The sequence below is a fragment of the Luteimonas sp. 100069 genome (assembly GCF_003813845.1).
GTDB classification, from domain to species: Bacteria; Pseudomonadota; Gammaproteobacteria; order Xanthomonadales; family Xanthomonadaceae; genus Luteimonas; species Luteimonas chenhongjianii.
On the sequence record NZ_RPFN01000003.1, the window covers coordinates 130,208 to 152,093 of the forward strand.

Annotated in this window: 23 protein-coding genes; 9 read left to right on the forward strand and 14 right to left on the reverse strand. The window is 67.0% G+C overall.

Translation table 11 applies throughout. The features are described from left to right. Positions 1–19: 19 nt before the first annotated feature. On the reverse strand, positions 20–184 hold the full coding sequence (locus EGK76_RS15390; protein ID WP_157745329.1) for a hypothetical protein: 165 nt from the start codon (positions 182–184) through the stop codon (positions 20–22). Positions 185–443: 259 nt separating this feature from the next. Between EGK76_RS15390 and EGK76_RS08750 the strand changes: the two genes are divergently transcribed. From EGK76_RS08750 to EGK76_RS08760, 3 genes are all read left to right on the forward strand, one after another. Then, positions 444–689 (forward strand): GNAT family N-acetyltransferase, encoded by a 246-nt coding sequence (locus EGK76_RS08750; RefSeq protein ID WP_233580229.1) that lies wholly within the window; start codon positions 444–446, stop codon positions 687–689. Positions 690–934: 245 nt separating this feature from the next. Continuing rightward, complete coding sequence (locus tag EGK76_RS08755; RefSeq protein WP_096297887.1) at positions 935–1,144, forward strand: cold-shock protein; 210 nt, start codon at positions 935–937, stop codon at positions 1,142–1,144. 141 nt (positions 1,145–1,285) lie between these two features. Then, positions 1,286–2,119, forward strand: coding sequence for a DUF3298 and DUF4163 domain-containing protein (locus EGK76_RS08760; RefSeq protein WP_123832349.1), 834 nt, complete (start codon positions 1,286–1,288; stop codon positions 2,117–2,119). Between the two features lie 2 nt (positions 2,120–2,121). Here the strand turns inward: EGK76_RS08760 and EGK76_RS08765 are convergent, their stop codons facing one another. After that, positions 2,122–2,958, reverse strand: a complete 837-nt coding sequence (locus tag EGK76_RS08765; protein WP_123832350.1) for an NAD-dependent protein deacetylase — start codon at positions 2,956–2,958, stop codon at positions 2,122–2,124. A gap of 207 nt (positions 2,959–3,165) precedes the next feature. Further along, positions 3,166–5,361, reverse strand: coding sequence for a M3 family metallopeptidase (locus EGK76_RS08770; protein WP_123832391.1), 2,196 nt, complete (start codon positions 5,359–5,361; stop codon positions 3,166–3,168). A gap of 190 nt (positions 5,362–5,551) precedes the next feature. On the opposite strand from EGK76_RS08770, the gene EGK76_RS08775 reads away from it, so the two are divergent. Further along, positions 5,552–6,034 carry a glutathione peroxidase gene (locus EGK76_RS08775; RefSeq protein ID WP_123832351.1) on the forward strand — a complete coding sequence of 161 codons (483 nt, stop codon included), beginning with the start codon at positions 5,552–5,554 and terminating at the stop codon, positions 6,032–6,034. Between the two features lie 23 nt (positions 6,035–6,057). On the opposite strand, the gene EGK76_RS08780 is transcribed toward EGK76_RS08775, so the two are convergent. The 5 genes from EGK76_RS08780 to EGK76_RS08800 form a co-directional block, all read right to left on the reverse strand. After that, the gene (locus tag EGK76_RS08780; protein WP_096297893.1) at positions 6,058–6,477 is read right to left on the reverse strand and encodes a universal stress protein; all 420 of its coding nucleotides are present in this window, start codon (positions 6,475–6,477) and stop codon (positions 6,058–6,060) included. Between the two features lie 45 nt (positions 6,478–6,522). After that, positions 6,523–7,317: a ferredoxin--NADP reductase gene (locus tag EGK76_RS08785; protein ID WP_096297895.1), complete on the reverse strand. Its 795-nt coding sequence runs from the start codon at positions 7,315–7,317 to the stop codon at positions 6,523–6,525. An 85-nt stretch (positions 7,318–7,402) separates the two neighbouring features. Further along, complete coding sequence (locus EGK76_RS08790) at positions 7,403–9,079, reverse strand: AarF/UbiB family protein (protein WP_123832352.1); 1,677 nt, start codon at positions 9,077–9,079, stop codon at positions 7,403–7,405. A 151-nt stretch (positions 9,080–9,230) separates the two neighbouring features. After that, positions 9,231–11,105, reverse strand: a complete 1,875-nt coding sequence (locus EGK76_RS08795) for an ABC transporter ATP-binding protein (protein ID WP_123832353.1) — start codon at positions 11,103–11,105, stop codon at positions 9,231–9,233. Between the two features lie 45 nt (positions 11,106–11,150). Further along, the gene (locus EGK76_RS08800) at positions 11,151–11,792 is read right to left on the reverse strand and encodes a trimeric intracellular cation channel family protein (protein ID WP_096297901.1); all 642 of its coding nucleotides are present in this window, start codon (positions 11,790–11,792) and stop codon (positions 11,151–11,153) included. Between the two features lie 136 nt (positions 11,793–11,928). On the opposite strand from EGK76_RS08800, the gene EGK76_RS08805 reads away from it, so the two are divergent. Beyond that, positions 11,929–13,446, forward strand: coding sequence for a fumarate hydratase (locus tag EGK76_RS08805; RefSeq protein ID WP_233580230.1), 1,518 nt, complete (start codon positions 11,929–11,931; stop codon positions 13,444–13,446). Between the two features lie 73 nt (positions 13,447–13,519). Here EGK76_RS08805 and EGK76_RS08810 read toward each other — a convergent pair whose 3' ends face one another. The 3 genes from EGK76_RS08810 to EGK76_RS08820 are packed head-to-tail and all read right to left on the reverse strand — an operon-like array spanning position 13,520 to position 16,387. After that, positions 13,520–14,632 (reverse strand): phospholipase A, encoded by a 1,113-nt coding sequence (locus tag EGK76_RS08810; RefSeq protein ID WP_233580238.1) that lies wholly within the window; start codon positions 14,630–14,632, stop codon positions 13,520–13,522. Between the two features lie 44 nt (positions 14,633–14,676). After that, complete coding sequence (locus tag EGK76_RS08815) at positions 14,677–15,831, reverse strand: mechanosensitive ion channel family protein (RefSeq protein ID WP_158613476.1); 1,155 nt, start codon at positions 15,829–15,831, stop codon at positions 14,677–14,679. 55 nt (positions 15,832–15,886) lie between these two features. After that, positions 15,887–16,387: a DUF456 domain-containing protein gene (locus EGK76_RS08820; RefSeq protein ID WP_123832357.1), complete on the reverse strand. Its 501-nt coding sequence runs from the start codon at positions 16,385–16,387 to the stop codon at positions 15,887–15,889. Between the two features lie 273 nt (positions 16,388–16,660). On the opposite strand from EGK76_RS08820, the gene EGK76_RS08825 reads away from it, so the two are divergent. After that, on the forward strand, positions 16,661–16,870 hold the full coding sequence (locus EGK76_RS08825) for a cold-shock protein (RefSeq protein WP_096297911.1): 210 nt from the start codon (positions 16,661–16,663) through the stop codon (positions 16,868–16,870). A gap of 68 nt (positions 16,871–16,938) precedes the next feature. Here EGK76_RS08825 and EGK76_RS08830 read toward each other — a convergent pair whose 3' ends face one another. Continuing rightward, positions 16,939–17,421, reverse strand: coding sequence for a peptidoglycan-associated outer membrane lipoprotein precursor (locus EGK76_RS08830; RefSeq protein ID WP_096297913.1), 483 nt, complete (start codon positions 17,419–17,421; stop codon positions 16,939–16,941). Between the two features lie 322 nt (positions 17,422–17,743). Between EGK76_RS08830 and EGK76_RS08835 the strand changes: the two genes are divergently transcribed. Further along, entirely contained in the window at positions 17,744–18,547 is an 804-nt protein-coding gene (locus EGK76_RS08835; protein ID WP_096297915.1) for a tRNA threonylcarbamoyladenosine dehydratase, read from the forward strand. A 3-nt stretch (positions 18,548–18,550) separates the two neighbouring features. Here EGK76_RS08835 and EGK76_RS08840 read toward each other — a convergent pair whose 3' ends face one another. Together EGK76_RS08840 and EGK76_RS08845 are read right to left on the reverse strand one after the other, a co-directional pair. Continuing rightward, a complete protein-coding gene (locus tag EGK76_RS08840) occupies positions 18,551–19,312 on the reverse strand; it encodes a TatD family hydrolase (RefSeq protein WP_123832358.1) in 762 nt (253 codons plus the stop codon). An 8-nt stretch (positions 19,313–19,320) separates the two neighbouring features. Further along, positions 19,321–19,566, reverse strand: coding sequence for a DUF6116 family protein (locus tag EGK76_RS08845; RefSeq protein WP_123832359.1), 246 nt, complete (start codon positions 19,564–19,566; stop codon positions 19,321–19,323). A gap of 167 nt (positions 19,567–19,733) precedes the next feature. On the opposite strand from EGK76_RS08845, the gene EGK76_RS08850 reads away from it, so the two are divergent. Next, positions 19,734–20,522 (forward strand): glycine zipper 2TM domain-containing protein, encoded by a 789-nt coding sequence (locus EGK76_RS08850; RefSeq protein WP_123832360.1) that lies wholly within the window; start codon positions 19,734–19,736, stop codon positions 20,520–20,522. Between the two features lie 147 nt (positions 20,523–20,669). Continuing rightward, positions 20,670–21,833, forward strand: a complete 1,164-nt coding sequence (locus tag EGK76_RS08855; protein WP_123832361.1) for an acyl-CoA dehydrogenase family protein — start codon at positions 20,670–20,672, stop codon at positions 21,831–21,833. Positions 21,834–21,886: the final 53 nt, after the last annotated feature.

A 21,886-nucleotide genomic window follows, 5' to 3' on the forward strand; every position in this document is an offset into this window, starting at 1 on the left:
TCTTTCCGGCGCGCAGCGCCTAGGCGACTGCGCGTAGGGCGAGGTCTTCCCCGTCCGGGTAGGCTTCGCGCAGACGCTGGAGAATGAAATTGTCCAGCTGCTCGAACTCGCTCGAAGCGGTCTGCCCGAGCAGGGACAGTTCGTACAGGCGCTCGATGGCTTCGCGCAGATCGGTGCGACGCATGTCCATGATTCTTTGATCTTCCCGGAAGTCCCGGGAGACATGCACAGGCCGTGCCAACCCTGGAGACCAGGCCGGCGCCCCGCGGGGCCGGCCTCCGGACCGGTGGCGCGGGTTCTGACGCACTGCGTCAGGTGCAGCCCCCGGAAGGCAGGCCGGGACGTGGGCGCATCATGCTAATTTGGGTCAGGAAATTCTGATATCTGCGTGGGAGATTCACCCGATGTCGTCATCAGCCATCCACCATGACCCCGACAGGCGCTTGTTCGAAACCGTGGTCGACGGCCATGTCGCGCATCTGGAGTATCGCGAGGATGCCGGCGTGCTGACCATCTTGCATACCATCGTTCCACCCCAGATCGGCGGCCGCGGGCTTGGGGCCGGGCTGGTCGACGCGGCGCTGGCATATGCATCCTCGCTGGGGTTGCGGATCGCGTCGGAATGCGCGTACGCCACGCACCGTATCGCCGCTCTTGGGGCTGGCGAAAACGGTGGGCGGAGCCCCTAGAAACGTCCATTTGCGCATTCACCCATGCCCCGGCAATTGCGGTATCTTTCGCGAACTGTTCAAGGCGGGATCACGTTAAATCGTGGCTCCGATGCGGTTGATCCAATGTCCGTGATCCGGTCCGCCGGACGGGACGATCCGCTTCCATCGCTTCGCGTTACCCCTTGCTCGACAGTCGCGGCATCCAGACCCAAGTGTCCATGGGTGCCGTGTTCCCAATAAACGCTGCTTCAAGGAGTAACAACATGTCGGATCGTCAGACGGGTACCGTCAAGTGGTTCAACGACGCCAAGGGCTTCGGCTTCATCACCCCGGAAAGCGGACAGGACCTGTTCGTCCATTTCCGTTCGATCCAGGGCACCGGCTTCAAGTCGCTGCAGGAAGGCCAGAAGGTGAGCTTCAAGGTCGTCCAGGGCCAGAAGGGCCTGCAGGCTGACGAAGTGCAGGCCGTCTAAGCGTCCCGCCTTCCGCGTCACCGAGCCCCGGACGGAAACGTCCGGGGCTTTTTTTCATGTGTCCGAACCGGCCCTTCCCATCACGGGAATCCCACGACAGCCAAGTTAGTTTTTCGTTCTGTATCGTCCTCTGGATCTCCAATGCGCGCACCGGGCCGCTCACTGTTCTGCCTCACATTGCTTGCCCTCGCACTGTCCGCCTGTCAGCGCGACACGGCCGCGCCTGCACAGCCGGCTTCGGGGGGCGACCAGCCCTCGGCCGATGGGGTGCAGCCGCTCGTCGAGACGCCGGGCGAGTTGCAGGACGTTGTCGAGATGGACTCCAGTTTCATCGTCGGTATCAGCTATCCGCCCGAGGCGAACAAGTACCCGGGTCTCGCCGCGGTGCTGCATGCGTACGCGCAGGCGGCGCGCGAGGAGCTGATGGAGGCTGTCGGCGGCGCGACGCTGCAGCCGGGCACGATGTACGACCTGTCGCTCAGTTTCACCACGCTGCTCGACACCCCCGACATGCTCGCCATCGCAGCCGATGGCAGCAGCTACACCGGCGGCGCGCACGACAACCCCCTGATCGAACGGTTCGTCTGGCTGGTGCCCGAGCAGAAACTGCTCACGGCCGAAGAGCTCGTGCCGGGCGAGGAAGACTGGCGCGTCATCTCCGCCTACGTGCGCGAGCAACTGCATGCTGCGCTTTCCCAGCGCATCGATGCCGACGAACTGCCGCCCGACGAGCGCAGCCGGCTGATGCGCTCGGCCGGCAAGATGATCGATGAAGGCTCCGCCCCGGATGTCGCGAACTACCAGCAGTTCGAGCCGGTGCCGGGCCCCGGCGGCAAGCTCTCGGGCCTGCGCTTCGTGTTTCCGCCCTACCAGGTGGGCCCGTACTCCGATGGGGTGCAGACCGTCGAAGTCCCCGCTGCAGTCCTGCTGCCGCACGTGGCGCCCGCCTATCGCGGGCTGTTCGCCCAGAGCTGAGATCAGCGCGTGAGCGCCCCCAGAGTCGCGCCGATTTCAGCGTCGATTTTCAGGGTGGCGAGCGCATCGGCCCGGGTCGTTCCGCGGGTGAGTATCGCCAGCGGCAGGCCGGCCTTGGCGGCCATCGTGGCGAAGCGGAAACCCGAATAGACCATCAGCGACGAGCCGACCACGAGCATCGCGTCGCTCGCATCGAGCGATGCCTGGGCCTCGGATACGCGCGAGCGCGGCACGTTCTCGCCGAAAAACACCACGTCAGGTTTCAGCAGGCCACCGCAGGCCAGGCAATGCGGTGGCACGAAGGCCGTCTCGGCATCGCGGTCGATGTCGGCGTCGCCATCCGGGGCCATGGCCGCAGCGCCCGGCTGCCAGCCGGGATTGTCGGCCAGCAGTCGCGGCTGCAGGTCGGCGCGGGGCTGTCGCTGCCCGCAGCCGAGGCAGGTCACCTGGTCGAGACGGCCATGCAGGTCGATGACCCGCTGGCTGCCTGCGCGCTGGTGCAGGCCGTCGACGTTCTGGGTGAGCAGGGCGCTGAGGTGTCCGTCGCGTTCAAGCGCAGCGAGGGCGTGGTGGGCCTCGTTGGGACGCGCCGCCGAGAATTTCGGCCAGCCGATGACACTGCGCGCCCAGTAACGCCGGTAGATCGCCGGTTCGCCGGTGAAGGCCTGCCACGTCACCGGCGCCGCGCGCTTCCATGCGCCGCTGGCGTCCCGGTAGTCGGGGATGCCCGAGCCGGTGCTGATGCCGGCGCCCGTCAACACGAAGATCCGTTGAAACCCGGACAGCCAGTCGCGGAGCCGGGTGGAGGCGTTGGTGGTGTCGAGGGCGGTTGCGGACATGCGGTCATGCTAGCGTGCCGCCGCTGGCGACGAACGGAAGTTGCGCGGGAGACGGCGGCTGCCCGAGGGGGCGCCGTCGCCATGCGCCCTCGATCCGGCGGCCGGCGCTGACGTCATGAGGGCGGCAAGCCGGGTACGCCAGGTCCATGGGGGCCAACAAAAAAACGCCCGGCACAAGGGCCGGGCGTTCAGAACTGAGCGTCGAAGTCAGTTCGTCGCGACCTTCGGATCGGGCGCGAGGCCGCGCTTGATCAGCAGGGGTTCGATCTTCGGCTCGTGACCGGTGAAGTCGACGAACAGCTGCTTGGCGTCCTTGCTACCGCCGCGCGAGAGCAGGGTGCTGCGCAGCCGGTCACCGTTCGCACGGGTCAGGCCGCCGTTCTGCTCGATCCACTGCACGGTGTTCGCATCCAGGACTTCGGACCAGATGTAGGCGTAATAGCCGGCCGCATAGCCGCCGTTGATGTGGTTGAAGTACGTCGTGCGGTAACGCGGCGGTACCGGCGCGTAATCCAGGCCGGCGGCCTTGAGCGCAGCGGCCTCGGTCGCCAGGACCTGGTCGCCGGACGGCAGCTGGTCGGCCGGCAGCTGGTGCAGGTACTGGTCGAGCATTGCGGCGCCCAGGTACTCGGTGGTCGCGAAGCCCTGGTTGAACTTCGCCGCCGCCTGCACGCGCTCGATCAGCTCGGCCGGCATCGGCGCGCCGGTCTGATAGTGCTTGGCGTAGTTGGCGAGGATTTCCGGCCAGTCGGCCCACATCTCGTTGACCTGCGACGGGAACTCGACGAAGTCGCGCGGCACGCTCGTGCCGCTGAAGAGGGGGTACTTCACGTCCGAGAACATGCCGTGCAGGGAGTGGCCGAACTCATGGAACATCGTGGTCACTTCGTCCCAGGTCAGCAGCGTCGGCTGGCCACCCTGCGGCTTGGGGATGTTCTGGTGGTTGGCCGTGACCGTCAGGGTGCCATCGAGCTCCGACTGCGAGACGTACGAGTTCATCCAGGCGCCGCCGCGCTTCGATGCACGCGCGTAGGGGTCGAAGATGAAGATCGCCAGCTGGCTGCCGTCTTCATTGAAGACGTCGTAGGTCCAGGTGTCGGGGTGGTACTTCGGCAGGTCGGTGCGTTCCTTGAAGCTCAGGCCGTAGAACTTGTTCGCGGCGAAGAACACGCCGTTCTCCAGCACGTTCTTCATCTCGAAGTACGGCTTGATCTGCGCATCGTCGAAGCTGTACTTGTCCTGGCGCACCTTCTCCGAATAGTAGGCCCAGTCCCAGGGCTCGAGCTGGAAGCTCGGCTCGCCCTTGGCAGCCTGCTCGCGGTCGATCATCGCCTGCAGTTCGGCGGCTTCGAGCTTCGCGTTGGCGACCGCTGCCGGTGCCAGCTGGCCGAGCATGTCGTTGACTGCCTGGACGGTGCCTGCAGTGGAATCCTCGAGGATGAAGGCAGCCTGGTTGGGATAGCCCATCAGGTTCGCGCGCTCGGCGCGCAGCTTGAGGGTCTGGGCGATGACCCCGGTGTTGTCGTACTGGTTGCCACGACCGCCGCGGTTGACCGACGCGGTGTGGATGCGCTCGCGCAGTGCGCGGTTGTTGACCTGGGGCAGCACCGGCTGGCCGGTCGTGTTGAGCAGGGTGATGACGTACTTGCCCTCGTGGCCACGGGCCTTCGCTTCAGCGGCGGCTGCGGCGATCTGCGCATCGCTCAGGCCATCGAGTTCCTCGAGCGTGTCGACGACCACGGCCGAATCGTTGACTTCGGCGAGCACGTTCTGGCTGAAGGTGGTGCCCAGCTTCGCCGACTCGGCGTTGATGCGGCGCATCTCGTTCTTCTGGGCCTCCGTCAGGTTCGCGCCGGCGCGCACGAACATGGTGTGGTAACGCTCGACCAGGCGCTTGCCTTCGGCGTCAAGACCCAGCGAATCGACATTCTTGCGGAGCGTGTCGACACGGGCGAACAGCTTGGGATTGAGCATGACCGCGTCACGGTGCGCGGCGAACTTGGGCGCGTACTCGGCGTCGATCTTCTTGCGCGTGTCGTTCGTGTCGGTGCCGTTGAGACTGCCGAAGATCCCCCGGGCGCGCGACAGCAGTTCGCCCGCCTGCTCCAGCGCGATGATGGTGTTCTCGAACGTCGGCGCCTCGGGATTGCCGGTGATGGCCTCGACTTCGCGGAGATGCGCGGCCATGCCGGCGTCGAACGCCGGTGCGAAATGCGCGTCCTGGATCTTGTCGAAATGCGGGTAGCGCAGGTCCAGCGTGCTCTGCACGAACAGCGGATTGTCGACCGGCTGCTGGGCACTCGTTGTGGACTGGGCGTTGGCGGTGCCGGTGGCCTGTGCGAACACGGGCAGCGCGGACACGGCAAGGGCGGCGCACAGGGCGGCGGCAAGCGGGTGCTTCAGCAAGGAGACTCTCCGGTGACAGGACTCCCTAGGCTAGTCCATCCCGGCAGCGCCGACCCGTGCCGGAAGTCGGGCCCGTGGATGGACCAACAATCAATGACTTGCGCGACGAATGCGAGCGTTTCGTCAGCGGTTGATGCATTCGCGATTGCAGCGGCGGCAGACTGCCGGTCCCGATCAGGACATACCGATGACCAGTGCGTTCGATTTCCAGGCCGTTTCCCTCGACGGCACCCCGCAGCCGCTGTCCGACTATGCCGACCGCGTGCTGCTGATCGTCAACGTGGCATCCAGATGCGGCTTCACGCCGCAATATGCCGGCCTGCAGACGCTGTGGCACGACTATCGTGACCGCGGACTCGTGGTGCTGGGGTTTCCCTGCGACCAGTTCGGCCACCAGGAGCCGGGCAGCCCGGAGGATATCCGCGACTTCTGCGCACTCAACTATGCGGTCGACTTTCCGATGTTCGCCAAGGTCGATGTCAACGGCGCGAATGCGCATCCGCTGTGGACCTGGCTGCAGGCGCAGAAGCGCGGCGTGCTGGGCACGCGCGCGATCAAGTGGAATTTCACCAAGTTCCTGGTGGGCCGCGATGGCCAGGTGGTCGGACGCTACGCACCTGCCGTCAGGCCCGAGACGCTACGCCGCCCGATCGAGGCGGCGCTGGGCTGAAGGATCGCCGGGCGGCGACGTCCTCAGCGGACGATCGTCACCGGAATGGCGGTCTGGGCGATGACCTTGCTCGAGACCGAGCCCAGCAGCACGCCGGTCACGGCGCCGCGGCCGTGCGAGCCCATCACCAGCAGGTCCACCTTGCGCTTGGCCGCCACCGCAAGGATGGTCTCGGCGATGTCGCCGACCGCGCGGATTTCCTCGATGGTCACCTGCGAGCGGCCGACCGCCTTGCGCGCGGCCTTGAAGGCGTGCTCGTGATTGTCGGCGTGATAGCTCTCCACCGCTTCCTTGCCGATGCGACGTTCCACGCCCGGGAACACCGGCGCGTCCACATGCAGCACGGCGATGCTCGCGGTGGCCGTCTGCTTGGCGAGTTTGAGTGCGAACTTGAGGGCGCGCGAACTGATGTCGCTGCCGTCGACGGTAACCAGGATCTTCATGCGCCCCTCCAGTGGATGTCCCGCGAAGTGTACTGCCGCGGCGGCTTACTTCTCCACGAACGCGCGTTCGAACACGTACTGGCCGGGTGTGCCGATGCGCGGGGCGGCCTCGAAGCCGCGCGCATCCAGCAGGCGGCGGAAGTCGGCGAGCATCTGCGGACTGCCGCAGATCATCGCCCGGTCGTGCTCGGGATCCAGCGGCGGCAGACCGAGGTCCGACGCGATCCGCCCACTGTCGAGCAGGTCGGTCAGGCGCCCGCGGTGGTCGCGACCTTCGAAGGTGAATGCTTCGCGGCTCACTGCCGGGTAATACAGCAGCTGCCTGCTCATCTGTTCGCCGAGGAACTCGTGCTGCGGCAGCTCGCGGACGATGTAGTCGCGGTAGGCCAGATCCTGGGCGGTACGCACGCCGTGGGTGACGATGACCTTGTCGAAGCGCTCGTAGGTCTCGGGATCCTTGATGATGGACAGCCACGGCGCGAAGCCCGTGCCGGTCCCCAGAAGATAGAGGTTGCGCCCGGGATGCAGATCGTGGATCAGCAGCGTGCCGGTGGGCTTGCGGCCGACCAGCACCCGGTCGCCCGGCTTGATGTGCTGCAGGCGCGAGGTCAGCGGGCCGTTGTCGACCTTGATGCTGAAGAACTCGAGCTGCTCTTCCCAGTTCGCGCTGGCGATCGAGTACGCGCGCAGGATGGGCCTTGCCTCGGTCTCCAGCCCGATCATCACGAACTGGCCGTTCTCGAAGCGGAAGCCATCGTCACGGGTGGTGGTGAAGCTGAAGTAGGCGTCCGTCCAATGACGGACGTCCAGCACCGTTTCGGTGCCATAGGCGGCGGACATAGGCGGGGGCAAGACGACGCGGGAAGCCGTCCATGATACCAGCGATGAGACCCGTTCTCATCGCTGGTGCGGACGCCTCCGCCGCTCAGTTCGGCCCGCGTTCCTCGTCGGGCCTGGGCCGTTTGTCGCCGAGCAGGGCGCTGAGCACGATGGCGATGCCGAGCCCGGCGCCGGTCAGGAACAGCAGCAGCGCGATCGTCGGATAGCCGAGCAGCCGGGGCCCGTCGGGATTGTCCATCATCATTGCCGAGGCGACGATCAGTGCGGCGGTCACGATGCCGGCCGCGATGCGGTTGGCGATCTTGTGCATGCTGTCGAAGAGGTGCGATTCCTCGAGCCCGGTGAGGCGCACGCGCAGGCGGTTCTCCGACAGCAGCGACAGCACGTTGGACAGCTTGCGCGGCGCGTCGCGGACCAGCTCCTGCATGTCCATGAGTTCGCTGGCGAGGTTGGTCGGCGAGAGCGACTTGCGCAGGCGCTGGCGCATCATGTCGTTGAGGTGGGCCTCGACCACGCGTTTCATGTCGAGCTCGGGATCGAGCGCCTGCACCACCGATTCCAGGTGCAGCAGGGTCTTGCCGAGCAGGCTCATCTCCGGCGCCGTGCGCAGCCCGCAGGCGGTGGCCAGGCGCACCAGATCGAGCATCAAGCGGCCTTCGGTCTGGCCATTCGCGCCCGACTGCGCGGCGTAGCGCGCGACCAGCTGGCCGACGTCGCGGTAGTAGCGGGCCTCGTCGAAATCCTCCAGCCGGGTGCCCATCGCGATGCCTTCGGCGGCCACCTGTTCGCCGCGCCCGTCCACCGCGGCGAACAGCAGCCTGAGGAGGCGCTCGCGGGTGCGCGGCGGTACGTGCGCCACCATCCCCAGGTCGAACAGCGCCAGCCGCCCGTCGCGGGTCAGCAGCAGGTTGCCCGGATGCGGATCGGCATGGATCTCGCCGTGCACGAACACCTGGTCCAGGTAGCCGTGCAGCAGCGCGGTCGCCAGCGGAGCCATGTCGCGCTCGGTGCGCTGCAGGCCGGAAATGTCGGTGACCTTCGTGCCCTCGACGAGTTCCATCGTCAGCACCCGCGCGCGGGTGAGATCCCAGAGCGGACGTGGCACGAACAGGGCCGGATAGGCCACGAAGTGCGCGTCGAAGCGGTCGAGGTTCTCCGCTTCGATGCGGTAGTCGAGTTCGGCGAGCAGCGTGCGGCGGAATTCATGCACCCAGTCGGCGAAGTGCACGCGCCGTCCGATGTCGGTGATCCGGTCGACGCCGCCGGCCAGCCGGGCGAGGGTCTCGAGGTCGTCGCGGATCTGTTCGGCGATGCCCGGTCGCTGCACCTTGACCGCGACTTTCCGCCCATCGCGCAGTGTGGCGCGGTGAACCTGGGCCAGCGAAGCGCTGCCCAGGGGCGTCTCATCGAAGCTGTCGAAGATCTTGCTGATGCGTACGCCCAGTGCCTCCTCGACCGCGTCGTGGATCACGTGGAACGGCAGCGGGGCGACGTTGTCCTGCATGCGCTCGAGCGCGGCGAGATAGGCGGGCGGCACCATGTCGGGCCGCGTCGACAGGGCCTGGCCGATCTTGATGAAGGTCGGGCCCAGCGCCTCGAGATCGTCGACAAAGGCTTCGGGTTTGCCGTCGGGTGAATCGACCGGTGTCTCGGTGCCGACCGGGTCCAGCTCGAATCCGGACAACACGCCCGCGCTACGGTACTTCATCAGAAAACGCAGAATCTGCGCATGGCGCGCGAGTGCGCGGGTGGTATCGGACATCGGACACTCCTTTCGTTGCCGGCAGCCTACGCAGCGCAGCGTCAACGCCCCCTCACGGGTCGCGCTCGGACGCGTCATTGCTGCCGGCGAATCTTGCCGCCCTCCGGTGGGCGGACGCCACGGCAGGCGGCGCCGGCAGCGCAGGAGACATCTAGCGGTAGCCTGCCGCCTGCAGCTCGAACAGTTCCGCGTATCGGCCACCCTGCGCCATCAACTCGGCATGGGTGCCGCTGGCCTCGATCCGGCCCTGTTCCAGCACCAGGATGCGATCGGCCATGCGCACGCTGGAGAACCGGTGCGAGATCAGGATCGCGGTGCGCTGCTCGGAGAGTTCCTTGAATCGGCGGAATACCTCGTACTCGCTGCGCGCATCGAGCGCGGCGGTGGGTTCGTCGAGGATCATCACCTGCGCCTCGCGCATGTAGGCGCGGGCAATGGCGATCTTCTGCCACTGCCCGCCCGACAGGTCGACGCCGGTCTTGAACCGCCGGCCGATGAGCTGATCATACCCGTCGGGCAGGCCGGCGATCAGCTCATCGGCCATGGACCGGCGCGCGGCGTCCTCGATCCGGGCCTGGTCGTCCATCGCCTCCACCCGGCCCACGCCGATGTTCTCGCCGGCGGTCAGGTGGTAGCGCACGAAGTCCTGGAAGATCACGCCGGTGTTGGCGCGCAGCGCGTCGAGGTCGTAGTCGCGCAGGTCCCGGCCGTCGAGCAGGATGCGGCCCTCGTCCGGGTCGTAGAGCCGCGCCAGCAGCTTGACCAGGGTGGTCTTGCCGGCGCCGTTCTCGCCGACCAGCGCCAGCACTTCGCCGGCGCGCAGGGTGAAGTCGAGATGCCGCACCGCCCAGCGCTCCGCACCCGGATAGCGGAAGCCCACGTTCTCGAACACGAAGCCCTCGCGGATCGGCTGCGGGAAGGCGACCGGATTCCCGGGGGAGCGGATCTCCGGCTCGATCGCGAAGAACGAGAACAGATCGTCGAGATACAGCGCCTGGCCGGCCACCTGCGAAAACCCGACCAGCAGGCTTTCGAGCAGCTGGCGCAGGCGGCGGAAGCTGCCGGCCAGGAAGGTCAGGTCGCCAATGGTGAAATCGCCGCGCACCGTGCGCCAGGCGATGTAGGCATAGGCGACGTAGTAGCCCAGCGTGCCCAGCGCGGCGAGCAGGGTGCCCCAGATCGCGCGCCTGCGCGCCAGCGAGCGGTTGGCGCGAAAGAAGCCGTCGGCGAGCGTGCGGTAGCGGTCGATCAGGAACCGGTGCAGGCCGAAGATCTTGACCTCTTTCGCCGTCTCCAGGCTCGCGCCGGTCTGGCGCACGTATTCGAGCTGGCGGCGTTCCGGCGTCCACTGGAAGTTGAGCGAATAACCCAGCGCATTGAAGTGCGACTCGCCGACAAAGGCCGGTATCAGCGCGATCGCCAGCAGCGCGATCAGCCACGGCGCATACACCACCAGCCCGACCGCGAAGCTCACCACGGTGATCGCGTCCTGCACCTGGCCGAACAGCTGCCCCATGAGGTTCATGCGGCCCATCGTCTGGCGCCGCGCGCGGTCGAGCTTGTCCTGAAGATCCGGATCCTCGAAGTCCTCAAGGTCCAGCGTCGCGGCGTGCTCCATCAGGCGCACGCTGGTCGCGTTGGTGAACAGTTCCGACAGCAGGTTGTCGGCATAGCTGACCATCCGGCCGAGCAGGTCCGAGCCGATCGCCAGCGCGAATTCCAGGGCCAGCAGCCGGGCCAGATGATCGAGCGCGCCGCCGCGCCAGGCGGCAGCCAGATCGTCGAAAGCCACGCCGGCGCCACCCAGGCGGATCGCCTCGTCGATGATCAGCTTGCCGATATAGAGCATCACCACCGGCAGGAAGGCGCGCACCAGGCGCAGGCCGAGGCTGGTCAGGGTCAGGCCCGGACTGGTCTGCCAGATCAGTCGGAGGAACGGCCGCAGGTTGCGCATCGCGGCGAAGCGCTCGCGCAGGCTGGGGTTTCGGGTGCTGGCGCCGGCGCGCGAGGGGGCAGGTATGGACATCGGGAATAGCGTAGGCGGATCAGGAGCAAGCGCGCGACAAGGGCGTCAGCGCATCGACTCGGGCGGCTCGCCGTCACGGGACTGCAGCGCAACCGGCAGGTGCCAACCGAAGCGCAGCGCCATCATCCGCAGGCCGAAGCACAGCAGCGCACCGCCAATGGCGCAGGGCAGGGGCGGCCAGTGCAGCCAGTGGCCTGTGGCGACGAGCGCCGCGCCGGCAAGCGCCGCGACGGCATAGAGCTCGGCGCGCAGGACCAGGGGCACCTGCGCCAGCAGCACGTCGCGCGCGATGCCGCCGCCGATTCCGGTCAGCATGCCGAGCCCGGCCGCCATCGGCGGCGGGATGCCGAAATCCAGCGCCTTCTGCGTGCCGACAACCGCGAACAGGGCAAGTCCCATCGCATCGAACAAGCGGACCGGTTGCTGCAGCCGCTCGATCGCCGGCGCCCAGGCGAAGGCGATCAGGCCGGCCGCGAGCGTGATTGCCGGATAGCGCCAGTCGCTGAGCACGGCGACCGGGGTCGCCCCGATCAGCACGTCGCGGGTCATGCCGCCCGCGGTCGCCGCGGCGAATGCCACCACCAGCACGCCGAACAGGTCCAGCCGCCGGCGCACGCCGAGCATCGCGCCGCTGAGCGCGAAGACGAAGGTGCCGACGAAATCGAGTGCGAGCACGAGGGTGTCCATGGGGCCATTGTGCGCGTCGCGACGCCCGGCCGAGGGCCCGGTCCGGGCCGATGGCCTAGAATGGGCGGGTTTTCCGCCCGCCTTCGAGCCAGCCGTGACCGCCAGCCTTCCTGCCTCCCCGGTGTCGTCGACGCCCGTGTCCATCCGTCAGGAGGACTTCATCCAGTCGATCGCCGATGCCCTGCAGTACATCAGTTACTACCATCCGGTCGACTACATCCGGAATCTGACCGCGGCCTACGAGCGCGAGGAATCGCCGGCGGCCAAGGATGCGATCGCGCAGATCCTGATCAATTCGCGGATGTGCGCCGAAGGCCATCGGCCGATCTGCCAGGACACCGGCATCGTCACCGTGTTCCTCGAGATCGGCATGTCGGTGCGCTGGGACGACGCGACGATGGGCGTCGAGGACATGGTCCATGAGGGCGTGCGCCGCGCGTACCGCCATCCCGACAACAAGCTGCGCGCCTCGGTGCTGGCCGATCCGGCCGGCAAGCGCATCAATACGAAGGACAACACGCCGGGCGTGGTCAACGTCAAGATCGTGCCGGGCAACAAGGTCGACGTGATCGTCGCCGCCAAGGGCGGCGGGTCGGAAGCGAAGTCGAAGTTCGCGATGCTCAACCCCTCCGACTCCATCGTCGACTGGGTTCTCCGGACCGTGCCGACGATGGGCGCCGGCTGGTGCCCGCCGGGCATGCTCGGCATCGGCATCGGCGGCACCGCGGAGAAGGCGATGCTGCTGGCCAAGGAATCGCTGATGGAGCCGATCGACATCGTCGATCTGAAAGCCCGTGGCGCCTCGAACCGCGCCGAGGAGCTGCGGCTCGAACTCTTCGACAAGGTCAACGCGCTGGGCATCGGCGCCCAGGGCCTCGGCGGCCTGACCACCGTGCTCGACATCAAGGTCAAGGATTTCCCGACCCATGCAGCCAACCTGCCGGTGGCGATGATCCCGAACTGTGCGGCCACGCGGCATGCGCATTTCACCCTCGATGGCAGCGGCCCGGTGATGCTCGAACCGCCGTCGCTCGCCGACTGGCCGGAGCTGACCTACAGCCCGACCGGCGCGCGCCGCGTCGACCTGGACACGATCACGGCCGAAGAGGTCACGAGCTTCAAGCCGGGCGAGGTGCTGCTGCTCAGCGGAAAGCTGCTGACCGGCCGTGACGCCGCGCACAAGCGCATGGTCGAGATGCTCGATCGCGGCGAGACGCTGCCGGTCGACCTGGGGGGACGCTTCATCTATTACGTCGGACCGGTCGACCCGGTGCGCGACGAGGTCGTCGGTCCGGCCGGTCCGACCACCGCCACGCGCATGGACAAGTTCACCGAGCAGGTGCTGGCCCAGACCGGCCTGCTGGGCATGGTCGGCAAGGCCGAGCGCGGTCCTACTGCGATCGACGCGATCCGCAAGCACAGGTCGGTCTACCTGATGGCCGTCGGCGGCTCGGCGTACCTGGTGTCCAAGGCGATCAAGGCGGCGCGGGTGCTCGCATTCGAGGATCTCGGCATGGAGGCGATCTACGAGTTCGAGGTGCAGGACATGCCGGTGACCGTGGCGGTCGATTCGGCCGGCACGTCCGTGCACGAAACCGGACCGCGCGAGTGGAAGGCACGCATCGGTGGCATCCCGGTGGTCGAGGTGGCCTGAAGCGGCTCAGTTCACCGAACAACGGCGCCCGAGGGCGCCGTTGTCGTATCCAGCGGTTGCAGCGGCGCAGGCGTCAGAACCACTCCAGCAGGGAGATGCCCAGGCCGACGTAGGTCGCCTTGTGGTTGTAGTCGATCAGGCTCTCGCCGTAGCCGCTGAACACCTGCAGGTGCCCGCGGAAGTTGCGGTGGATCGGAAAGCCCCAGTCGAACTGCGCCGCGCCGCGGGAGCGGTCGCCGCCGCGCAGCGTGTGGCGGCCCATCAGCGAGAATTCGTGGCCGTTGCGGACATGGGTCAGCGTCATGTCGCCGCGGCCCATGTACTCCGAGATGTCCGGATTGTCGTCTTCGTTGCCGTCGGAAATGCGCACCCACGGACGGACCATCAGCGCCCAGTTCTCGCGGTCGAAGCCCACGTTGAACATCACCCGGTTCCAGCTGCGCGAGAGAGGATCCCCACGACCATTGGACTGGTGGTTGATGCCCACGCCGACCATCCGGCCGCGCCAGCCGCCGGGCAGGCCGTATCCGGTCCGGAACACCGCCAGCACTTCCGGTTCGTAGTTGGTCTCGCGGAACGGGCGCGATTCGTCGCCGTTGTAGGTCTGCCAGCGCGAGCTCTGGGTGTAGCCCATCCAGATGTCGCCGTTGCTGCCGAACAGGTTCTCCACCGCCTTGGTCTTGAAGCTCAGCTGGAACTTGGTTTCCACGCTGTCGAGCACCTGGGGCGTGGTGACCGTGTTGTCGGGGTTGGGCGAGGACGGCATGTTGTTGACGTTCGACGACCAGAACACCGGCAACAGATAGACGGGCTTGTAGGCGCGCAGGTTGAAGATGCCGAGCTTGGAGTCCTTGGCGAGTTCCCAGCGGCTGTCGAGCAGCGACCCCTGGCCGGCATTGGCGATCGCATCGGTCAGCGTGGCAACGCCGTCGTGTGCATAGAGGTTGTGGTTACCCGGGGCTTCGGCGAGTGCATCGGCGCGGACGGCCGGATTGCTGCGCAGTTCGCGTGCGACGGCCGCCGCGGTATCGGCCTGGTCGGCCGTGCGCGCCTGGCGACCGGTCATCGAATCGAAACAGGCCAGGCGCTGCGCGTCCTGCTCGATCGCCACGCAGGCATCGAGCGTGGCGGGTGAGCTCGGCGCGCTGCTGGGGACGGCGGGCTCCTGTGCATGCGCGAACGGCATCGCTGCGAGAAGGGCGGCAGGAAGCAGGGGGGTGGATCGCATAATCAATGAAGTCCCTTGAGCGTGAGAAGGTTGCGGTCGTCGGTACTCTGCACTTCGGCGAGCTGGCGATCGATGTCCCGGTTGACCGACACGTCGACACCAGCGCTGGTCGCTGGCTCGTCGATGGTGGATGCCGGCGCGGCGGGCGTGTCCTCCCTCGCCAGCACGACGTGGGTCGTGGTTCTGGGTCCTTGTATCCCCTTCCGCCAGAAAGCACCCTTCACACGGCGGATCGCTTCGCCGCGCGTCTTGCCCACATCGCTCTGCCGCTGGTCCACCCAGGCGAAGAACCGCAGGACGATTCCGTTCGCACCGAACTCGACCACGGTGGACGAAGGCGCGGGCTCGGCGAGCACGCCGTCGATGCTGGAAATTTCCGCCATCGCCAGCTGGTGCGCCTGACGGATCGACTGGCTCGCATCGAGGTTGAAGGTGAAATCGAAGCGTCGCTTGGGGTTGCTGGAATAGTTGAGGATGACCGCCTTGAACACCAGGGCGTTGGGCAGGCGCAATTCGTTGCCTTCCAGCGTGATCAGGGTCATCGCCCGTGCGCTCAGCAGGGCGACCTTGCCCTCGTAGGTATCGATCCTGACCATGTCCCCAGGCTGGAACGGCCGGCGCAGGCTCAGCAATATGCCCGCGATGTAGTTCTCGGCAATGTCCTTGAACGCGAAGCCGAGCGCGAGACCGAGCACGCCCGCCGATCCCAGCATCGCGCCGACGAGGGCGGTGGCGTTGAGAAGGTCCAGTGCGACGAGAATGCCGGCGATGAGGATCACCGCCCGCACCGCCCGGCGGATCAGACCATCGAGGTAGGGGTTGCGCGTGCCCAGCCGCAGCCAGTGCAGGTGACGCGAAAGCACGCCGCCCAGCCAGACCGCCAGGAACACGATGATCCCGGCCGCCACCAGCAGCGGCAGGCTGGCGGCCAGGCGCAGCAGGCGCCCCTCGGCTTCGTCGAACACTTTTTCCAGTCGTCCGCGAACGCCCGCCTCGTCGACCTCATCGACGAGGAGCACGGGCGCCGCGGCCATGGGGATCGCGGCGGGCGCGCCGGTTGCCGCAGGCGTCGCATGCGCATTGCCCGCGACGCAAAGCCATGCGCCCAGCAACAGCGTCAGCAGTGGAATCAGCAGCGCCGCGTAGACGCGGGGCACGGCACAGGACATAGGCGGGAAACCGCGTTGGGGCGAGCGGCGCACTTTAGTGCACTCACCACCACCAGGCGAATGCGAATACCCCCAGCATCAGTACCGCCAGTGCGAGTTTCAGCGCGACACCCAGGGCGAGGCCGACCCAGGTGCCGATTCCGACCTGCGTCGCCCGCCCCAGGCCAGCGGGCCGCAGGTCGCGGCGGCTGACGAGCTCGCCGATCACCGCGCCAACGAAGGGTCCGGCGAACAGGCCCGGCAGTCCGAAGAACAGCCCGACGAAGGTGCCCAGGATGGTCCCGAGCAACGCGAGTCGGCTCGCGCCCACACGCTTGGCCCCGACCGCGGTGGCCCAGAAATCCACGATGAAGGAGACCGCGGTCAGTACGCCGAGGGTGATCAGCGACCACATGCCCACGCGTTCAAAGCCGTCGGCCCAGGCGGCGAGCACCATGCCGGCGAACAGGAGCGGCAGTCCGGGCAGTGCGGGCAATACCACCCCTGCAAGGCCCAGTGCCGCGAGCAGGGCGGCCAGCACATAAAACAGGGCATTCAGATCCATGTCCGGGACCCCTTGGGCAGGGGCGAGAACGGGCCTGTATGGGGCGGGGAATTAGGGGTAAACCCGGATTGCATTTTCATAATCAGCGGGGTACTTTGCGGTCGCTGTGTTTGTCAAGGTCACCGTGACTCGTGACCCTGCGTGAAGTAGGTTCGTGTTGGCTCGTCCCGCCCGGTCCGCTGCATCGTCGCACCCGTGTTCTCCTTGCAACCAGCCGCCTCGACAGGCGTTCCATCGATCAGCAATCGAACCGTTCCAGGGAGAGAAAGCAACATGGCAGGTCGCGAAAACGGTACCGTCAAGTGGTTCAACGATGCGAAGGGTTTCGGCTTCATCAGTCGCGAAAGCGGTGAAGACGTCTTCGTGCATTTCCGCGCTATCCAGGGCACGGGCTTCAAGTCCCTGCAGGAAGGCCAGAAGGTCTCGTTCGAGGTGGTGCAGGGCCAGAAGGGGCTGCAGGCGGACGCTGTCACACCGCTCTGATCTTTCCTGGATCCGCAGCATGAAAAAACCCGGCTCGCGCCGGGTTTTTTCATGGGCGTTCGCCCGAATCAGTAGGCGAAGGCCTGGCCGTTCTGCACCCGGACGTTGGAGCCTTCGCGCAGGCCGCTGACGTCGCTCTGGGTGAGCACGGCGGTGCGGCCATCCTGCATCCGTACATGCACGTTGTAGACGTTGCCGCCCTCCGTGCGGTTCTGGATCGCATTGCCGGCGACCGCGCCGCCAATCGCACCTGCGCCGATCGCAACGTTGCGGCGGCCCTCGCTGTCGGTGTTGCGACGTGCGAGTTCCTTGGCAGCGACCGCGCCCACGACGCCGCCGATCAACGGGCCGGCGATATTGGGATTGCTGTTTCCGCGTACCGTTTCGATCCGGGTCACGGTGCCACAGTCGTAGCAGTTGGCAGGGCGCCCATAGCCGCTGTTGCCATACCCGCTGTTGCCATAACCGGATGAATATCCGGGGGAGGTGGCGCAGCCGGCGAGCGCGACGGATGCGGCGAGTACGGTGGTGGCAATCAGACCAGTTTTCATGGGGCTCTTCTCCGTGGCTGCAGGCGTTTGCGAGGTGGGCGGGCAACAGCCCGACGCTGCCCACGCTAGGCAGGCGCATGTGAATGCAGGGGCAACCCCTTTACTGGAAAGGATTACAGTGCCGGCGAGGGCAAGCGGCCGTTCAGTCGATTCGTCGATCTGCTCCAGCGACCGGTCGAGTCACGAGCCTATGAGATCGCCGGGTCGGCAGGAGAAAGGTCGATTCAGGGGCGGAGCTGAGGGCATGTCCCAGGCTTCCGGGCAGCCGCGCTGCGGACGTTGACGCGCGGTCCCCCGGTCCATCGCCCGTTAGAATGCGCACATGGACGACAACGCGCGCGCGCGCTTTTCCGGTATCGAACGGCTCTACGGTCAGGGCAGCGTCACGCGCCTGCTGCAGTGCCACGTCGCCGTCGTGGGGCTCGGCGGCGTCGGCTCGTGGGTCGCCGAGGCGCTGGCACGCAGTGGCGTGGGCGCACTGACGCTGATCGATGCGGACGACATCTGCGTCTCCAACACCAATCGGCAACTGCCGGCGCTGGAAGGCAATTACGGCCGCAACAAGGCCGAGGTCATGGCCGAGCGCGTGCGCGCGATCAACCCGGACATCGAGCTGCATGCGGTCCCGGCTTTCGTGACGCCAGGCAACCTCGCGGAGATGCTGGGCGGGGGCTTCGATCTGGTGATCGATGCCTGTGACAGTTTCCGCAGCAAGGTCGAGCTGATCGCCTGGTGTCGCCGCCGCAAGCTGCCGGTGATCACCGTCGGCGCCGCGGGCGGGCGCACCGACCCGACCCTGGTGCGGGTGCGTGACCTGTCGCGCACCGAGCACGACGCGATGCTCGCGCTGATCCGCAAGAAGCTTCGCGCGGAATTCAATTTTCCGAAGACGCCCAAACGCTACTTCGGAGTCAGCGCGATCTATTCGCTGGAGAACGTGCGGTATCCGCAGGCGGACGGGAGCGTGTGCGGAATCAGGCCCCAGCTTGGACCCGACGCGGCCTTGAATCTGGACTGTGGCGGTGGGCTCGGCGCGGCGACCCACATTACGGGCGCCTTCGCGTTCGCGGCCGTGGGCCGCGCGCTCGAGTTGCTGCTCAAACCGGCGGCGGCCGCCGTCGCCTGACGGTCAGGCGATCGAGAACAGCGCCTTGGCGTTCCGCGTCGTCTGCGCGGCGACCTCGTCAGGGCTCATGCCACGCAGTTGCGCCACCACATCACGCACTCGTATGAGCCGCGCAGGCTCGTTGCGCTGGCCCCGGTGGTCACTGTCGGGCTGGTCTGGCGCATCGGTTTCGAGCAGCAACTGCTCGATCGGGATCACCGCCGCGACGCGGTGCAGGCGCCGGGCGCGATCGTAGGTCAGTGGGCCGCCGAGACCGATCATGAATCCGATTTTCCACAGCTGTTGCGCCTGCTCGGGGCTGCCGCCAAAGCTGTGAACGACGCCGTGCAGCCCGTCGAAGCGCCGCAGCAGCGCGATCGTCTCCTCCACGGCGTGGCGCGCATGCACGATCACCGGCAGGTCGTGTGCATGCGCCAGCTGCAGCTGCCCCTCGAAGTAACGCCGCTGCGTGTCCCGGTCCAGACCCTCGACGAAATGGTCAAGTCCGCATTCGCCGACAGCCACCGGGCGCTCGCGCTCGATCCACGTACCGAGTGCTTCCAGGTGCTCTGGCTGGTGATGCTCGAGAAACGTCGGATGCAGACCGTAGGCCGCATGCAGGCCGGGAGCGCTCGCGCAGACATCGCGCTGGTCTGGCCACGCCGCCGCGTGGGTGGCCGGCACCACCTGATGCATTACGCCCGCCGTTCTCGCGCGCGCGATCACGTCCTGCCGGTCCGGGTCGAACTCGCCCGCGTCGAGGTGGCAGTGGCTGTCGATCAGCATCCCGACATTCAGGACCTGCGCGCCTCGCCATCGATCGGCGGTCGCGGTGATGGCGCGTTGCGGTCGGGCTTTGGAGCACGCTTGCGTTTGGCCAGCACCATCGTCACCACCCCGAGCAGCACCTCGTCGATCAGCGGCAGCGGATCGGGGATGAGCAGATTGATGAAGAACAGCACGCCGGCCACGATGAAGAGGCGGGGGTAGCTCAGCCGCGACAGCCAGGCGACGAGCGGGACAGACAATGGATTCGGCATGGAAGCCTCCGGGCGAACGCGTGCTGGGGCGGGGTGCTGGACGACGCTAGCACGACACCTCTTAGCGGATCGTCAGGTCCGGGTAACGCGTTCGGGGCCCTGTTCAGCGTTCGGGTGGTGCAATCGGCTCCACGAACAAAGGCCCGCGTGGTCTAAGGAGAGAGCCGATGAAAGGCAATACGATCGCAATCGCACTGGCGTCACTGCTCGTTGGCGGCGTCGCCGTTGGCGCGTACCACAACAGCCGCGAGGTGGTGGCTCCTATCGCGGGGACCGCAGATGACGATGCGCGTGGCACCGATGCCGCGGCGCAGGCGCGCGACACGCTGGACTTCGCCGATGTGGTGGACGTCCGCCCGATCACCGAAACCGGGCAGCTCTACGCAACGGTCCTGGGCAGCGAGCCGATCCGCGAGACGGTGACCAGCAGCGCGCCGCGCGAGGTCTGCGAGGACGTGGTGGTGCAGGAACGCCTCCCCGAGCGCGATGGCAATGTCGGCGGCACGGTGGCCGGTGCACTGATCGGTGGTCTGGTCGGCAACCAGGTCGGCGGCGGTAACGGCCGCAAGCTCGCCACGGCGGCCGGTGCGACCGCCGGTGGCTTCATCGGCAATCGCGTCGATCGCAACCACGTCGGCGGCCGGGTGGTCGAGCGCGTGGATCGCCAGTGCCGCACGGTCCAGGATTCCTCGCAGTCCTCGCGTGTGGTCGCCTACAACGTGAGCTATCGCAATCCCGACGGCACCACCGGTTCCATGCGTACCGACGCCAAGCCGGGCAACCGCATCCTGCTCGGCGACGAACAGCGCACGGTCGGTTACGACGTCACCTACGTCTATGACGGCACCGAGCGCACCGTGCGGATGGACGAACGTCCGGAGGATCGCCTGCCGGTCATCAATGGCCGCGTCATGACGGCCACGCTCGACAGCGAGACCGAGACCGTTCGCCAGTAGGCCGCGTCGTCTGCCAGTCAGGCGGACATGCATCCAGAAGGGTCGGCGAACGCCGGCCCTTTTCTTTGTCCCGCCTCTCGGCGGACACCGGGCACGCGATCGGGAGCGCCGATACAATCGGTCGCTACCCTCTGTAGACGATCCGCCATGGCCCTGAACCCCTACGATCTGTTCGACGTGCGCGCGCTGCTCTCGGATGAGGAGCGCGCCGTGCAGGACGCGGTCGCCCGCTTCACCGACGAACGGGTGCTGCCGATCATCGGCGACTGCTTCGACCAGGCACGTTTCCCGGTCGAACTGATCCCCGAGATGGCTGGCCTCGGTCTGCTGGGGGCGACGCTGCCGGAGGCCTACGGCTGCGCGGGTCTGAACGCCGTGAGCTACGGGCTGATCTGCCAGGAACTCGAGCGTGGCGATTCCGGGCTGCGCAGCTTCGCCAGCGTGCAGTCCTCCCTGTGCATGTATCCGATCTTCGCCTACGGCAGCGAGGAACAGCGCCGCAGGTGGCTGCCGCAGATGGCTGCGGGCGAGGTCATCGGCTGCTTCGGGCTGACCGAGGCGCACGGCGGCTCCGACCCTGGGAACATGAAGACCCATGCGAAACGCGACGGCGACGACTGGGTGATCAACGGCTCCAAGATGTGGATCACCAACGGCAACCTGGCCCACGTCGCTATCGTCTGGGCGCAGACCGAGGATGGCATCCAGGGATTTCTGATCGAAAAGGACTTCGCCGGTTTCACCGCGCAGGAGATCAAGCAGAAGATGAGCCTGCGTGCATCGGTGACCAGCGCGCTGTTCTTCGACGGCGTGCGCGTGCCCGAGGCCAACCGCCTGCCCAACGTCAAGGGTCTGAAGGGACCGCTGGGCTGCCTCACCCAGGCCCGCTACGGCATCACCTGGGGGCCGATCGGCGCGGCCATCGCCTGTCTGGACGAGGCGCTGAACTACTCCAAGGAGCGCATCCTGTTCGGCCGCCCGGTCGCGGCCACCCAGAGCGCGCAGATCAAGATGGCCGACTGGGCCCGCCGCATCACCGGCGCGCAGCTGCTGTCGCTGCAGCTCGGCCGTCTCAAGGACGCCGGTAACATGCAGCCCACCCAGGTCTCGCTGGCCAAGTGGAACAACTGCCGCATGGCCATCGACATCGCGCGCGAGGCGCGCGACCTGCTCGGCGGTGCCGGCATCACCACCGAGCACTCGCCGATCCGCCACGCGCTCAACCTCGAGTCGGTGATCACCTACGAGGGCACCGAGACGGTGCACCAGCTGGTGGTCGGGCGGGAGCTCACCGGCATCAACGCTTTCTGACCATCTTCGCCGCTCGCACCGGTGCGGGCGGCCTGCAGGGGAGGGGGATGTCG